The sequence below is a fragment of the Georgenia halophila genome, from assembly GCF_039541595.1.
Genome location: NZ_BAABGN010000012.1, coordinates 16305 through 31228 on the forward strand (window position 1 = coordinate 16305; position 14924 = coordinate 31228).

The window sequence follows — 14924 nt, forward strand, 5'->3', positions numbered from 1 at the left end:
TGCGGCGTTAAGGTTGTCGTTGTGCCGCAGTTTCGGATCAGTGACGCCGCCGAGTTGCTCGGCGTCAGCGACGACACCGTGCGTCGCTGGATCGACGGCGGCGCCCTGCCCGCCACCACCGACGGCGCCGGCCGCATGGTGGTCGACGGCGCCGCGCTGGCCCGGCACGCCCAGGACGTCGCCGCGCGCTCCCAGCGCCCGGACGACGGCGGGGTCGGCCGCTCCGCACGCAACCGATTCACGGGCCTCGTCACGCGCGTCGTGGTCGACGGCGTCATGGCGCAGGTCGAGCTGCAGTGCGGCCCGTACCGGGTCGTCTCACTCATGAGTCGCGAGGCGGCCGAGGAGCTCGGTCTCGAGCCCGGCTCGCTGGCCACCGCCGTCGTCAAGGCGACGACCGTCATCGTCGAGACCCCGGGAGGCACCACATGATCGGCTACGGCATCACCAGCACCCTCGACGCGAGCGTCGTCAGCGAGCTCGCCCCGGCGGTCGAACGCGCCGGCCTGCGGACCCTGTGGGTCAACCACCCGGGCGCCGAGGGGAACGCGCTGGCCACGATGGCCGTCGCCGCCAGGGCCACGACGACCCTGCGGATCGCCAGCGGCGTCATCCCGATGGACCTGGTGCCCGCCACGGACGTCGTCGCACGCGTCCGCGAGCTCGATCTGCCCACGGACCGGCTCGTGATCGGCATCGGGGCGCACCGCCCGCCGAGCCCGGTGACCACGGTGCGCGAGGCCGCACGCACGATCACCGACGGGCTCGGCATACCGGTCGTCGTCGGTGCCCTCGGCCCGCGGATGCGCAGGATCGGCGCGCGGGAGGCCTCCGGAATCCTGCTCAACTGGCTCACGCCCGACGCCGCACGCGAGGCCGCCGCGGACCGCGACCGGGACATCGCCGCTGACCGGGGCGGGGGGCGGGGCACAGGCGGTGCCGGTGCCGACGACTCCGAGCTCGCCCTGTACGTGCGCTGCGCCTTCCCGTCCGCCCACGAACGGCTGCGCCAGGAGGCCGACAAGTACGCCGCGATCCCGACCTATGCCGCCAACTTCGAGCGCCTGGGGTTCGACGCGATCGACTCCGTCGTGCTCGCCGAGGACGCCCCGGCGCTGCGCACCGGACTCGAGCCGTACGCACGCGCCGTCGACGAGGTGGTCGTGCGGGCCGTCACCGCCGACGACACCCTTGCCGAGCACCTCGAGCTGGTGGACGCGCTCGCTGCCGGGCCGGACGGTGCGTAGGGCGCACCCTCACCACCCGGGCGGGCGCCGAGCGGCCGCTCGTCGCGGGCGCCTCCGGCTGGCGGCGCTGCTGACCGCGCTCGCCGCCGCGGCCACCGCGTGCTCCGGCCCGGACGACGCCCGTGGCGCCGAGCCCGAGTCCGGGTCAGAGCCGGGATCCGACCCTGAGGCAGGGGCCGCCGAACCGGTCACGGTCTTCGTCGCCGCCTCCCTCGCCGAGGTCGCGGAGCAGCTCTCGACCGACGCGGGCCTCGACGCGACCGTCTCGGCGGCCGGCTCGTCGAACCTGGTCTCCCAGGTGATCGCGGGCGCCCCGGCCGACGTCCTCGTCACGGCAGACCGGGAGACAATGGGCCGGGCCGTGGAGGCCGGCGTCGTGAAGGAGCCCACGGTGGTGGCCCGCAACCACCCGGCGCTCGTCGTCCCCGCCGGCAACCCGGGTGGTGTCACCGGCCTCGACGACTCCCTCGCCGACGCGACGCTCGTGGTGTGCGCGCCACAGGTACCATGCGGCGCGGCCACCGCCGAGCTCGCCGACCTGGCCGGCGTCACATTCGACCCCGCCAGCGAGGAGCTGAGCGTCACCGACGTCCTCGGCACCGTCACCTCCGGCCAGGCCGACGCCGGCATCGTCTACGGCAGTGACGTGCTGCGCGGCGGAGCGGCCGTCGAGGAGGTCCCCGTCCCCGAGGCGGTCGAGGTCACGAACGCCTACCCGGCGTCCGTCGTCGCCGGCACCGACGACGCTGTGGCCGCGCGCGCGTGGCTCGACGCGCTGAGCGGCGAACCGGGCCGCCGGGCCCTGACCGATGCCGGGTTCGAGGTCCCGTGAGGTCGTCGACCACGCAACCGGACCGGCTCGCCGGACTGCCGCGGACGGTGCTGCTGCTCGCCGTCGTCGGGGCGCTGTTCGTCGCTGTGCCGGTGCTCGGCCTGCTCGTCGAGGTGCCGTGGTCCCGGCTCCCGGCGCTGCTCACCTCGGAGGCGTCCCTGGCGGCGCTGGGGCTGAGTCTGCGCACCTCCGCGGCCGCGACCGCGCTGTGCCTGGTGCTCGGGGTGCCACTCGCGCTGGCCCTCGCCCGGGTGCGGCTGCCCGGGCGCCGTGTGGTCCGCACGCTCGTCCTGCTGCCGCTGGTCCTGCCACCCGTGGTCTCCGGACTCGCGCTGCTCACCACCCTCGGGCGGACGGGGCTGCTCGGCGCCCACCTCGAGGCCGCCGGCATCTCGATCGCGTTCTCCACGACGGCGGTCGTCATCGCCCAGACCTTCGTCTCCCTGCCGTTCCTCGTGCTGTCCGTCGAGGGCGCCGTCCGCACGGCAGGCACCCGGTACGAGACCGTGGCCGCCACGCTCGGCGCCCGCCCGGGCACGGTGCTGCGCCGGGTCACCCTGCCGCTGCTGCTGCCCGCCCTGGGCACCGGGACGGCGCTGGCCTTCGCGCGCTGCCTCGGCGAGTTCGGCGCGACCCTGACCTTCGCCGGCTCCCTGCAGGGCGTCACGCGGACCCTGCCGCTGGAGATCTACCTCCAGCGCGAGACCGACCCGGCCGCCGCGCTCGCCCTGGCGGTGCTGCTGCTCGCGGTCGCGGCGGTGATCGTGCTGCTCACCCAGCAGGGCATCGTCCGACGCCGGAGCCGGACGTGAGCACGCCGGCCGCGGTCGGCACGACGACGCCCGCCCTGGCCGTGCGCGCCGCCGTCCCCGCACGCGGTTTCGAGGCGCACGTCGAGCTCCGTCCCGGTGAGGTCACCGCCGTCCTCGGTGCCAACGGGGCCGGGAAGTCCACGCTGCTGGCCCTGGCGGCCGGCACGCTGCGTGCGGCCGCCGGGTCCGTCACCGTCGGCTCCCGCACGGTGGCCGACGGCGCAACCTGGGTCCCGCCGCACGCTCGCGGGGTGGCGCTGCTGGCCCAGGAGCCGCTGCTGTTCCCGCACCTCGACGTACTCGGGAACGTGGCGTTCGGCCCGCGGTCCGCCGGCGTGCCCAGGCGTGACGCCGAGCGAACGGCTCGCGAGCTGCTGGCCATGGTCGGCGCTGACCACCTCGTCGGGCGGCGGCCCGCCGAGCTTTCCGGTGGCCAGGCCCAGCGCGTGGCGCTGGCCCGGGCGCTCGCTCCGGACCCGGAGGTCGTGCTGCTGGACGAGCCGCTGTCCGCGCTCGACGTCGGCTCGGCGGCCGAGGTACGTCAGGTGCTGCGCACGGTCCTGCGAGATACCGGCCGGCCGGCCGCGCTGGTGACCCACGACCTGCTGGACGTGCTGGCGGTGGCGGACTCCGTCGTCGTGCTGGAGGACGGGCGGGTGGTCGAGAGCGGGGCGGCTCTGGACGTGCTCTCGCGGCCTCGCTCGGCGTTCGCCGCCGGCCTGGCGGGCGTGAACCTCGTCGCCGGGACGCTGGATGGTCGGGGCTCGGTGCGCGCGGCGGGCGGCCTGGTGCTCCACGGGCTGACCGACTCGGGGTGCGAGCCGGGGGGCGCCGTCGCCGCGACGTTCTCCCCACGGGCAGTCTCGGTGCACAGCCAAGCGCCGGGAGGCAGCCCGCGGACCGCCGCCCGGGCCACCGTGAGGTCGCTGGAGCGGCAGGGCGAGCTGGTCCGGGTGCGCACCACCTCCGACGGCGGCCTCGACCTGGCCGCGGACATCACCCCCGCCGCCGTCGCGGCGCTCGACCTGACGCCCGGCACGGCGGTCGTGCTCGCCGTCAAGGCGGCCGAGGTGCGCATCTCGCCGGCCTGAGGCGGCCGCGTCACCCGAAAGATTGCTCTTCTTGTCGTTCGCAACGACAAGAAGAGCACATTCTTTGGGGCGGCGGTCGCGGCGGCAGCCCCGGCACCCGCACCGGGCGCGTCCAGCGTTCTGCCAGGTTGCTGGCGGGTGGGACCCAGGTTCGCGTCCTACGGTCGAGAAACGGCGGGTCACAGTGCCTCAGCCATTGCCGTGCATTCGGCAGAGGCAGCAGTGCCTTGGGCACGGCTCGCCGGCCAGCTGCGCGGCGGTGGGCGCCCCCCAGGCCCACCGCCGCGCTCTCCCTGTCTGAGCTACGGGCTCCGTGGCTCCGTGGCTCCGTGGCTCCGGACCGAGGTCTCGGAGCCGTTCGGCAGAGTCGAAGGGCTCCTGGCTGGGCGAGGTGTGGATCATCGTCGTGCTGCTGCGGCACGGCCTCCGCGCGCGAAGCCGCCGATCAGTGCCAGATGCTGCGCAGGCCGCCGCGCAGGTGGGTCAGGAACGTCGGGTCCTCGTACAGCTCGGACCCGTGCCCGAGGGCGGTGTACCAGCCGCGGCCGCTGCCGAGCTCGGTGGTCCAGGCCAGGGGGTGATCCTGCCCCATCTGGCCGCCGTCGTAGGTGGACTCGTCCACGGTGAGAAGCACGCGCACGCGCCCGCGGGGGTTGACCTCGAAGTCGTACCACTCGTCGGTGTGCTCCCAGACGCTCGGGAGGTCCGTCGTCGAAGGGTGGGCGGCGTCCTCGACATGGACGGTCGCGGTCTGGACCGGCGGATGCTGCGTGAACCGGGCGCCCACGATCTGTTCGTATTCGGGCCAGGCACGCTCCGCCGTCGACGCGGCGTGGATGCCGGCGTACGTGCCTCCGGAGGCGAGCCAGTCGCCGAACGCGCGGCGCTGGTCCTCGTCGAGGATGTTTCCCGACGCCGAGAGCCACACGACCGCGCGGTAGCCGCGCAGCCGATCGGCCGTGAAGACGGACGGGTCCTCGGTGTGGTCGACGCTCAGGCCGTCGTCGGCCGCGAGCGCCCGGACGGCCTCGACGCCGGCGGGGATGGAGTCGTGCCGGTAGCCGGTGGTGCGGGTGAAGACGAGGACGGTGCTCGAGGTCATGCCCTCACTATGGCGTACGACCACAGGGGCTGGCCTGTCCGTCGATGCCGGTCGGCACGCGAATGATGAATGGGCGGCGGCTGCGGCAAGGCGTGCAGGCGCCGAGCGAGTTCAGCGTTCGGCGTCGCTGCGTGCCGTGCCGTCGTGCGGCGGTCGGTCACCCGAACCGAACACCTCCGCGTGCGCCTCCTCAAGGACGTCGCCAACCAGCGCGAGGTTCTGGATCGCGGCGAGCCCGTACTGCGCGGCGTCGTTGGTGTAGAGATACGGCGCCTCGTCCACCGGCTCGAGCACGCCGGCCCCGTCGATCCGGGTGAGGCCCCAGTTCTCCTGCCGGCACAGCGCGTTGACGTTGAGCTGGTCGCCGGCGTCGACGTAGAACGCCCGCCACGCCCGCCTGGCCAGCCCGCGATCTCCGGTCCGGTTCGCCGCCCACGCGGCCAGACGGCTGTGCGCCTGGACCAGCGAGATGCCCTCGAGCGGCTGCCCGACCTCGGCGGTCTGCTCCTCCGGTGTCGCGAGGAAGAGGCGACAGTACTGCAGCCACGCCTCCTCGAACTCGGGCACGTCCAGCAGGTCGGTGACTTCGGCGATCATCTCGACGAGCCCGAAGACGGCGGAGAGGTGCGAGACGGCGATCCGGTCCCGGCCGCGGTCGAAGCGCCCGTCGGCCAGGTCGAGGAGCGCCTCGCCCGTGAGGAAGCCCTGCGGAAGGGCGCCGATGTCGCTCATGGTGCCCTCGAGCCTCGCACGGGCGCTCGGGTCGCCGGTGCGCTCCCATCGGGTGAGCCAGGTGGCCAGCAGGGCCGAGTAGTCGGTTCCGAGCCCGACGGCGACCGCGGACGGGTCCGGCGTGTAGGCGTCGCGGCGGACCTTGCGCGTCGGGTCGAGGGCGAGCAGGCGCTGCTCGGCGTCGGCGAGCTCGGAGAGCAGGTCCCCGACCCGCTCGTCGCCGCTCAGGTAGTAGAAGAAGCGGCGGTACGCCGGGGTGGAGATCCGGAGCTGCTTGGCGCTGCAGCCCCAGTGCTGGACGTTGTGCCGGGTGCCGAGGCCGGCCCACGGGCCGTCGTGGTAGACGTCCACCTCGCTGGTGTGCCGCGTCAGAGCCTCGGCGAGCCGGTACGTCTCCGGGCGGCCGGAGCGCAGGAACGACAGCCACAGCCACAGGTCCGGGGACAGCTCGGAGTTGTCCCAGGCGTAGCCTCCGACGTCGTAGCGCCAGGTGTGCCGGTCGCCGTCGTATGCGTGCATGACGTCGCCGTAGTCCCAGAACCCGTACCACCGGCGCTGCTCCACCTGCGCGGTGTAGTAGTCGACGAGGAAGTCCAGCCGGTCCTCGATCTCGGCCCGGGCGGGAGTGGACCTGTCGACGACGGACCAGGGCCCGAAGACGTCGGCGGCGCGGAGACGCTCCGGGGACACCGTCAGCACGGGCGGTCGCGCCGCCGCGGCGGCCCGCGCCGCCAGCTCGCCGCTCGGCGGCGTGGTCTCGGCGCCTCGTAGGAAGAGCTCGTGTGTCCGCGCGATCCCGCGGGCGTCGCCGAAGCCTGGCTCGTAGTCCTCGTAGGTGATCTCGAGGGCGTCGAGCTGGTCGGCGTAGGTCTCCTGGCCGAGGCCGTCGTGGTAGAAGCGCAGGTCCATCGGCCGGGCCTCGGGCGACCACAGCCACATCGTCAGTGTCCCCGTCTCAGTGGCCGCGTCGCGGACGTCGATCTGGGTGGGATGCAGCTTCCAGAAGTCCCGCAGCCCCATCTCCAGGCCGCCGGAGACGTCGCCGAGGTAGACGTAGCCGCCGGCTCGCGTACCGGCCGGGACCGTGACCCAGCCGCGGCCGCGCCCGGTGCGCTTGCGCAGCGTGTACCCGTCCGCGTTGGGCTGGGTCAGCGTCCAGTCGTTCCACTCGGGCACCAGGTGCAGCCGCGAGGAGACGGCCTCGTCCCACTCCGTCGTCGCAGGGGTGGCCCGGCCGGCGACCTGGGCGGCCTTGATGTCGTCGCCGGGGTTGCGCCGCAGGCCGGTGACGCCGCGGACGGCCTCGGTGAGGAACCCGCCAGCCGAGCCGGCAAGGCGCACGTGCCGGTCGTGGGTCGCGGCCCGCAGGGGGACGTCGAAGCGGACACCGAGCCCGGCGAGAAAGACCCGCTCCGGGTCCCCGTCCCAGACGAAGGAGTGGACCATCCGGACCGTGTCCGAGCCGGCGTAGAAGTACAGGCGCACCCGGAAGGGGAGCAGCTCGGAGGGTGCGCCCTCCCCGTCCGCCCGGCCGAGGTGCCGACCGGTGAGGAGGACCACCGCCCGCACCGGCCCGTCCTGCTCCACCGTGAGGGTCTCGACCGCGCCGCGCAGCCGGCCCCGGGGCCCGGGGACGTCCGGGTCCTCGGCGAGCTCGCTGACGAGTCGGCCGTCGACGGCGACCGGCCGCCCCTCACGCTCGAGCGAGGAGACGATCACCTCGCCCGGCCCGGGCAGCACGGCCCGGAGCCGCCCGGTGTCGACGACGGCCCCGGCCCCCTCGGTCGTGACGCCGACAGCGAGCTCGGGTGCCGCCGGCGCGGCGCCGGGCGTGAGTGCGTAACCCGCTGCCGGCGACGGCGGAGCCGCAGCGTGCGCAGACCACTTCACCGAGCCGTCGGGCCAGGTGGCGGTGGTCCAGCTCTGGACGGGGATGCTCTCACCGGCGGCCGAGCCGAGGGCGAACGACGTCCCGGCGGGGACGCTGCCACGTGGCCAGGGCACTCCCCATGTCGCCCCGCCGGCCAGCGTGCCCGGCGGCCCCTCGAGCCAGCGCACCTGCGTCGTCGGGGCGGGCACCGCCCCGGAAGGCGACGACGGAGCCTGGCTCGTCGTCGCGGGTGCGGCCGTTCCGGGATCGGCGGACGCTGGAGTGGTCGAGTCCGACGTGGCGGACGGTCTGGCAGCGGCGCTCATACGGTGACGTTCTCCTCGACGAAGGGCTGGATCTCTCGGGCGACGATCTCGGCGACCGCGTCGGCACCCGCGTACGCGAAGTGGGTGTCGTCGGCGACGCCGTCGGGATAGTTGGGGTGGGCTCCGGGCGGCAGGTGGGTGAACAGCCGGCGCGAGCCGTCCTCGCCCCGGCTCTCGAGCAGCGCCGTCGTCCGGCGGGTCAGGTCGACCAGCGGCACGGTGAGCTCGCTCGCCAGCTCACGCACCGCCGTCGGAAACGCGCCGTGGGTGTCCACGAGCCGTCCGCCGTCGAACCGGCGGCGCTGGACCGACGTGCACAGCACCGGGCGGCCCGCGCGCCGGTGGACGTCGGCGACCATCGCCGCGAGGTTGTCCCGGTAGTGGTCGACGGCGTCGGGCGCGTCGGACTTCTGGTCGTTGTGGCCGAGCTGCAGCAGCACGAGGTCCGCGGGCTCAAGCTCGCTCAGCAGCGCGTTCCACAGCCCATCGGCCCGCAGGCTGTCGGTGGTGGCCCCGCCCTTGGCGAAGTTGCGCACCACCGTGCCGAGCGGGAGGAAGAAGCCGAGGCTGGCGCCCCAGCCGGACATGGGTGCCTCGTGCGGCGGGCAGGCGGCGACGGTGGAGTCTCCGGCGAGCAGCACGGCCATCAGCCCTTCACCGACCCGATGAGCACGCCCTTGGCGAAGTGCTTCTGCAGGAAGGGATACATCAGCAGGATCGGGAGCGTGGCGACGACGATCACGGCGAACTTCAGCCCCTCGGCCGGCGGGACGTAGTTCGGGTCGAGCTGGCCGAGCGTGGAGGCGGGGTCGGTGGTGATCGTGACCTGTCGGACGAACATCTGCAGGGTCCACATGTCCGAGTCGGAGATGTAGAGCAGCGGCGACATGAAGTCGTTCCAGATCGCCACCGCGTAGAACAACGAGAAGGTGGCGATGACGGGTTTCGACAGTGGCAGCACGATCCGCCAGAACACGCCGATCTCGGTGCACCCGTCCAACCGGGCCGCCTCCTGGAGCTCGTCGGGCAGCTCCTGGAAGAAGTTCTTGACGATGATGAGGTAGAAGGGGTTGATCGCCATCGGCAGGATCAGCGCCCAGTAGGTGTTGAGCAGCCCGACCTCCCGCACGATCAGGTAGGTCGGAATCATCCCGCCGGAGAAGACCATCGCGAAGAGGATCAGCTTCAGCAGGACCGAGCGGCCCACCAGGTACTGCTTCGACAACGGGTACGCCATCAGCATCGTGAGCAGGACCTGGACGAGCGTCCCCACGAAGGTGACGCCGATCGTGACGATCAGGCTCCGGATGAACGTGCCGGTGGAGAAGATGTACCGGTACGTGTCCAGGGTGGGGTTGTCCGGCCAGAGGAAGAACGGCCGGGCCGCGATCTCGGACTCCATGGCGAACGAGGCCGCCACGACGTAGAGGAACGGCAGCACGGTGGTCAGCGCGAGGCCGGTGAGGAACAGGACGTTGAAGACGTCGAAGACCCGACCCGCGGTGGAGTTGTTACGAATGGCCATGGCGGTCTCCCGAAGAGGCGGGCATCAGAACAGGCTCGTCTGGTTGAAGCGCTTGGCGAGCCAGTTGGCGCCGAAGATGAGGATCAGCCCGATGACGCCCTTGAACAGCCCGACCGCGGTCGAGTAGCTGTAGGCGCCCTGGGTGATGCCCACGAAGTAGACGTAGGTGTCGAAGACCTCCGCCACGTCACGGTTCAGCGCGTTCGTCATGAGGTAGATCTGCTCGAACCCGGTGTCCAGGAAGTTCCCTGTGGTCAGGATGAGCATCACGATGACGGTGGAGCGGATCGCCGGCAGGGTGATGTGCCAGAGCTGGCGGCCACGGCCGGCGCCGTCGATCATCGCGGCCTCGTAGAGGTTCCGGTCGACTCCGGCGAGCGCGGCGAGGTAGATGATCGTGCCCCACCCGGTCGACTTCCACAGCGTCTGCAGGATGATGATCGGCCGGAACCAGTCGGGATCGGTGAGGAACTCGAACTGCTGGCCGGTCAGCCTGTCGGCGAGGACCGTCAGCGGGCCGGCGTCGACGGCGAAGAGCAGGTAGCTCAGCGCGGCGACGATGGCCCAGGAGAGGAAGTGCGGGACGTAGATCGCGGTCTGGACGAACCGCTTCGCCAGGTGCACCCGCAGCTCGTTCAGCATGAGGGCGACGACGATCGGCGCCGGGAACGCGATGACGATGTTGAGGAACGCCAGGATCAGCGTGTTGCCCATCAGGCGGGCGAAGTCGGGGCCGGAGAACAGTCGCTCGAAGTGCTCGAGCCCTACCCACTCGCTGCCGCCGAAACCGAGGAACGGCAGGTAGTTCTGGAACGCGATCGTCACGCCGTACATCGGCGCGTACTTGAACACGGCGAAGTAGACGATGCCGGGGATGAGCATCACGTACAGCCACGGGTTGTGGCCCATGCGAGTCAGCCAGGACAGCTTGCGGCGGGCGGGCGGCTGGCCGGTGGGCGGGTCGGCCGCCCGCGTGCTCTGCGCGGTGATCCCCGCCGTCTGGGACTGTTCGGTCAGGTTGCCGGTGGCGGCGCCTTGAGTCATCTCGGACCTCTTCGGTCGGCGCCGGGGGTGCGGGCGCGGCTCCGCACCCCCGGCTTCGGCGTCAGTTGTCGAGCTCGGCGTAGAGCTCGTTCATCTCCTGGACGATCTGCTCGCCGCCCTGGTCGCGCCAGCGCTGGATCTCGGCACGCAGGCCCTCCTCGTCGATCTGCCCGGCGAGGTACTGGATGCGGGCGTCGGTGATGATCTGGTCGAGCACGGCACCGCGCTCGGTGTAGGTCTCCGAGACCAGAGCTGCCGCCGGGTCGTACACCGCGCTCTCGAGGTCGGAGGCGTGCATCTCGGTACGCCTGTCGTCCAGGGCCTGCTCGGGCTCGCCTTCCGGCTTCGCCGGGTAGGCCAGGTAGCCGTTGGACTGGGTGCCGATCTGAGCGAACGCCGTCGTGTCGTTCGAGATGACCTCGACCTCGGGATCGTCGGCGTTGATGGCAACCGCCTGCCCGTCCTGGACCTCGAAGTTCACGCCCTCGATGCCGTTGTTGAGCAGGACCTGCCCCTTCTTGGCGCTCATGTCATTGAGGAAGCTCAGCACCTGGTGCAGCTGTTCCTCGGTCTGCACCGACGCCTTCGGGATGGAGATGAAGCCGCTGTACCCGGAGGTGGGGTAGGCGTTGAGCTGGCCGTCGGGCCCCTCGAGGTTGCCGACCATCGTGACGTAGTCCCCGTAGGTGTCGGGGTACTGCTCCTTGAACAGGCCCGTGAGCTGCAGAGCGCGCGAGCTGACGTCGATGATGATGCCGCCCTCGCCGTTGAAGAACGGGTCGTTCCAGGTGGCAGAGTCCATGGTGGCGAAGTCGGAATTGATGTAGCCGTTGTCGACCATGTCCTTGACGAAGTTGAGGGCCTCGATGAAGGCGGGGTCCTCGAACGCCGGGTAGAGCTCGCCGCTCTCGTCGACGCCCCAGCGGTTCGGAGTGCCGAACCAGGTCTCGATGAGGTCGTAGGGGCTGTGGTTCCCGTAACCGCTCCACTGCGGGATGATCAGGCCGGTGGTGTCGTCCTTGCCGTTGCCGTCCGGGTCGTTTTCCGTGAAGGCCTGGGCGAGGTTGTAGAGGTCCTCGACGCTCTGCGGCTCCTCGAGGCCGAGGTTCTCGAGCCAGTCCTTGCGGATGATGACGGCGGCGCGCATGGCGTCGCGCATGCGGTAGATCCCGTAGGACTGGCCGTTGACGCTCGACGCGAGGCGGACGTCCTCGTTCTCCGGCGTGAGGTTCTCGTAGTCGTCGAGGTACTCGGTGAGGTTCCAGTACGCGCCGGCCTCCGCCGCCTGGGTGAAGGCGCCGGTCTTCCCCTGGACGACCATGACGTGCGGGATGTCGTCCGAGGCCATGACAACGTTGAGGCGGTCGGTGTAGTTGGAGTTCGGCACCCACGTGATGTCGAGGTCCTGACCGGAGTACTCCTCGATCGCGCTCTGGACCTCTCCTTCGGGGTCCGGTGCGGTGGAGCTCAGCAGGGGGGCCATGATCGAGATCGTCTCGAGCGATCCGCCCGCGTCCTCGTCGCCACCCGAGCAGGCGGCGAGCATCAGCGTCGCCGCCAGGGCGGCGCCGGTGGTCGCGGCCAGCTGCTTCTTTGCAGGCATGGTGGTCCTTTCGGTCGTGTTGCGGTGGTCTTGGTCAGCGGTTGTGGGCGAGTACGGGCCGGCCCGTCCGGGACGGGCGGTGACGGTCGGCCGGCGTGCCCGCCGTGCCGATCGCGGATTCGGGGACGACGGCGGACGGCGGGCCGGCGCTCGCCCGCTCGAGCGCGTCGTCGTTCTGGGCGTAGAAGCGCAAGCACAGGGCCGTGCTGCCGCAGACCCAGGCGCCGACCGACACGACCGGCAGGAGACCCGGCAGTCGCATCGAGGCGTAGACGGTGGCCGCCAGCACGGCGGCGAGCAGGAGCGTCGACGGGAGGTTCGCGACCGCGAAGAGGAAGGCCCGTGACAGCGCCCGGACGGTCGGCACCTCGTAGTGCACGGCCAGGCTGGGCAGGTAAAGCAGCGCCAGGCCGACACACGCGGCGACCAGCACTGGGCCGACGACAAGGACGCCGGCACCCGGCACGGAGGAGCCACGCAGCACCAGGGCGCCGGCGAGCGCGGCGGCGACCAGCAGCGCCGGCGGCACGAGCAGGGCGTTGGCGCGCCAGAACTCCTGCCGGTAGCACCGGGCGAAGGTCCGCACGGCGTGATCGTCGGTGCCGCGTGCGTACTGCCGAGCCAGGTGGTGTGCGGCCATGGTCGCAGGGGCGATCCCCAGCACGACCACGCCCGCAAGCGTGCCGACGATCCACAGCACGTTGACGAGCACGGCGCGGAACAGCCACTCGGAAAGCGCATACATGCGTGACGTCATGGTCTCCCTCTCATCCGCTGCGGTGGGGCGCTGAGCCCGTCTCGCGCTGGTTCTCCATCGTTGGAAACGGCAGTGCGACGGGGTTGCTCGTCGATTGCGGCGAGCCTAGGGGTGAATCCTTTCAAGGGTCAATACCCCGATCGGCGGGGATCGGATGCCGGTCATCTGAGCCTGCGATCGCCGCGCTGACGGGCGAAGAAGTGGCTGCGGGGAGCTCCCGAGGTCGCGAGGAAGTGGACTCGCCGCGCCACCACGTGTAACCGTCTTGGATGTCCATACCCATTACTAGCTGGTACCGTAACTAGCACATTGGCACTTACCCATTACTTCGGGGAAAGATGACGACGCACACCGCGACGTGGCGACTGACGGACAGGATCCGGGTCTCCGGCGGCGAGGCCGCGACCGGCGTCTTCGGCGCCGGCCCGCCGGTGGTCCTCGTCCACGGCACTCCGGCGTCCTCCTACCTGTGGCGGGACGTGGCCCGTCGTTTGGCCGGCCGGCACACCGTCTACGTGTGGGACCTGCTGGGCTTCGGCGACTCCACGATCGACCCCGGCGTCGCCCCGTCCATCGCCCGGCAGTCCCGGACGTTGGCGGAGCTGGTGGCGCACTGGGATCTCGCTGCACCGGACCTGGTCGGTCACGACATCGGCGGTGGCGTCGTCATGCGGGCGCATCTTGTCGACGGGATGCCCGCTCGACGGCTGGCGCTCCTCGACGCGGCGGTCATCGGTCCGTGGAACACGCCGTTCACCGAGCACATGCAACGCCACCCCGACGCGTACCGCACGATGCCCACGGACGTCTTCGCCGACATCATCACCCCGCGCATGCGCACCGCGACGCACCGCGAGATGTCCGACGCGGTCCTCCAGACCTACCTGGCGCCGTGGTCGGGGACCGAGGGGCAACAGCGCTGGGTCGACCAGGTCACCAGTGTCCGCTTCGACGACACCCGCGAAGCGGTGGAACGACTGAACAGCGTCACCGTCCCGACGCTGGTGCTCTGGGGCGAGCACGACGGGTGGCTCGGGTCCGACGTGGGAGACCGGCTCGCCGCCGCGATCCCCACCGCTCGGCGCGAGGACGTCACCGGTGCGGGGCACTTCGTCGCGGAGGACAACCCGCGGGACACCGCGGAGGCCCTCCTGCGCTTCTTCGGGTAGTACCCACCTCGGATGGATGCTTGTTCCGGCTTCAGGCAGCGCGGTGGCCGGGCGGTCAGGCGCGGGCAACCGTGAGGTCGGCGTACTCGGCGATCATCGGTGCCATCTGGCGGAACCCGATCTTGCCGGCACCGTGGGGCGGGCCGCCGAGCGTGCCGTCGTCGCGCCACCGGAACGAGACGACGTCGTCGATGGCGAACGTGATCTCGTCGTCCGCGTGCCGCAGCGCCATCCGGTACGGGCCCTTGGCGTCGAGGACGTCGGGCAGCGGGTCTGCCCCCTGCGCGACCAGGTGGAAGCCATGGCTCTTGCGCAGGTTCGCCGTGTGAAAGGCCCGCTCGGGCGCCCACATCCGGCGGAAGTACGAGACGTGGTACGCGTCGATGTCGCCCGAGTGGTACTGGTCGTAGGGACCGGTCCGGACTGCGAGCCGATCGTCGAACAGGTCCTCGCCGCCGCGACCGCGGGCCGCGAAGAACAGGATGCAGAGCCCGGGCTCGTGCACCGGCCAGAAGTTCCAGCTGATCTCCACGCCTGGCCCCACGGTCTCGGGGCACCAGAAGACGATGTTCGCGGCCTGCCCGTCCTCGGGCCTGCGCAGGCTCTCCAGCCGCATGCGGCCGCGCGGGAAGGAGGCGGCGCCGTCGCCCTCCATGCGGAAGCCCGCGACGTCCTCCGGCGTGGTCAACGGGTTGGTGTACAGCACCTCGGTCACGAGATCTCCTTGTCGACGATCACGGCATCTTCCCCTGCACCCCGGCCGAGCCCGACGACCCGCCCGAGCCCGACGAAAGGGCTGTTCGTGGCAGGCATT

Annotated in this window: 14 protein-coding genes; 6 read left to right on the top strand and 8 right to left on the bottom strand. The window is 71.6% G+C overall.

The window, feature by feature from the left end:
- Positions 1-21: 21 nt before the first annotated feature.
- The 5 genes from ABD907_RS14005 to ABD907_RS14025 are packed head-to-tail and all read left to right on the top strand — an operon-like array spanning position 22 to position 3982.
- Positions 22-432: a TOBE domain-containing protein gene (locus ABD907_RS14005; protein WP_345216890.1), complete on the top strand. Its 411-nt coding sequence runs from the start codon at positions 22-24 to the stop codon at positions 430-432.
- Positions 429-1247, top strand: coding sequence for an LLM class flavin-dependent oxidoreductase (locus ABD907_RS14010; protein WP_345216891.1), 819 nt, complete (start codon positions 429-431; stop codon positions 1245-1247). The genes ABD907_RS14005 and ABD907_RS14010 overlap by 4 nt, the downstream gene beginning before the upstream one ends.
- Entirely contained in the window at positions 1192-2079 is an 888-nt protein-coding gene (gene modA, locus ABD907_RS14015) for a molybdate ABC transporter substrate-binding protein (protein ID WP_345216892.1), read from the top strand. Before ABD907_RS14010 ends, modA begins: the two co-directional genes overlap by 56 nt.
- Positions 2076-2891, top strand: a complete 816-nt coding sequence (locus ABD907_RS14020; RefSeq protein WP_345216893.1) for an ABC transporter permease — start codon at positions 2076-2078, stop codon at positions 2889-2891. Before modA ends, ABD907_RS14020 begins: the two co-directional genes overlap by 4 nt.
- Positions 2888-3982 carry a sulfate/molybdate ABC transporter ATP-binding protein gene (locus tag ABD907_RS14025; RefSeq protein WP_345216894.1) on the top strand — a complete coding sequence of 365 codons (1095 nt, stop codon included), beginning with the start codon at positions 2888-2890 and terminating at the stop codon, positions 3980-3982. The genes ABD907_RS14020 and ABD907_RS14025 overlap by 4 nt, the downstream gene beginning before the upstream one ends.
- Before the next feature lie 445 nt (positions 3983-4427).
- Here ABD907_RS14025 and ABD907_RS14030 read toward each other — a convergent pair whose 3' ends face one another.
- The 7 genes from ABD907_RS14030 to ABD907_RS14060 all read right to left on the bottom strand — a co-directional run bounded on the left by ABD907_RS14030 (position 4428) and on the right by ABD907_RS14060 (position 12941).
- Positions 4428-5084, bottom strand: coding sequence for a ThuA domain-containing protein (locus ABD907_RS14030; RefSeq protein WP_345216895.1), 657 nt, complete (start codon positions 5082-5084; stop codon positions 4428-4430).
- A 111-nt stretch (positions 5085-5195) separates the two neighbouring features.
- Complete coding sequence (locus tag ABD907_RS14035) at positions 5196-8012, bottom strand: exo-rhamnogalacturonan lyase family protein (RefSeq protein ID WP_345216896.1); 2817 nt, start codon at positions 8010-8012, stop codon at positions 5196-5198.
- Positions 8009-8659 (bottom strand): rhamnogalacturonan acetylesterase, encoded by a 651-nt coding sequence (locus tag ABD907_RS14040; RefSeq protein WP_345216897.1) that lies wholly within the window; start codon positions 8657-8659, stop codon positions 8009-8011. Before ABD907_RS14040 ends, ABD907_RS14035 begins: the two co-directional genes overlap by 4 nt.
- Positions 8659-9537 carry a carbohydrate ABC transporter permease gene (locus ABD907_RS14045; RefSeq protein ID WP_345216898.1) on the bottom strand — a complete coding sequence of 293 codons (879 nt, stop codon included), beginning with the start codon at positions 9535-9537 and terminating at the stop codon, positions 8659-8661. Before ABD907_RS14045 ends, ABD907_RS14040 begins: the two co-directional genes overlap by 1 nt.
- 24 nt (positions 9538-9561) lie before the next feature.
- A complete protein-coding gene (locus ABD907_RS14050) occupies positions 9562-10581 on the bottom strand; it encodes an ABC transporter permease (RefSeq protein ID WP_345216899.1) in 1020 nt (339 codons plus the stop codon).
- Between the two features lie 61 nt (positions 10582-10642).
- Entirely contained in the window at positions 10643-12184 is a 1542-nt protein-coding gene (locus ABD907_RS14055; protein ID WP_345216900.1) for an extracellular solute-binding protein, read from the bottom strand.
- Positions 12185-12218: 34 nt separating this feature from the next.
- Positions 12219-12941, bottom strand: coding sequence for a YesL family protein (locus ABD907_RS14060; RefSeq protein ID WP_345216901.1), 723 nt, complete (start codon positions 12939-12941; stop codon positions 12219-12221).
- A gap of 338 nt (positions 12942-13279) precedes the next feature.
- On the opposite strand from ABD907_RS14060, the gene ABD907_RS14065 reads away from it, so the two are divergent.
- The gene (locus ABD907_RS14065; protein ID WP_345216902.1) at positions 13280-14110 is read left to right on the top strand and encodes an alpha/beta fold hydrolase; all 831 of its coding nucleotides are present in this window, start codon (positions 13280-13282) and stop codon (positions 14108-14110) included.
- A 55-nt stretch (positions 14111-14165) separates the two neighbouring features.
- On the opposite strand, the gene ABD907_RS14070 is transcribed toward ABD907_RS14065, so the two are convergent.
- A complete protein-coding gene (locus tag ABD907_RS14070; RefSeq protein ID WP_345216903.1) occupies positions 14166-14825 on the bottom strand; it encodes a DUF1961 family protein in 660 nt (219 codons plus the stop codon).
- Between the last annotated feature and the right edge of the window lie 99 nt (positions 14826-14924).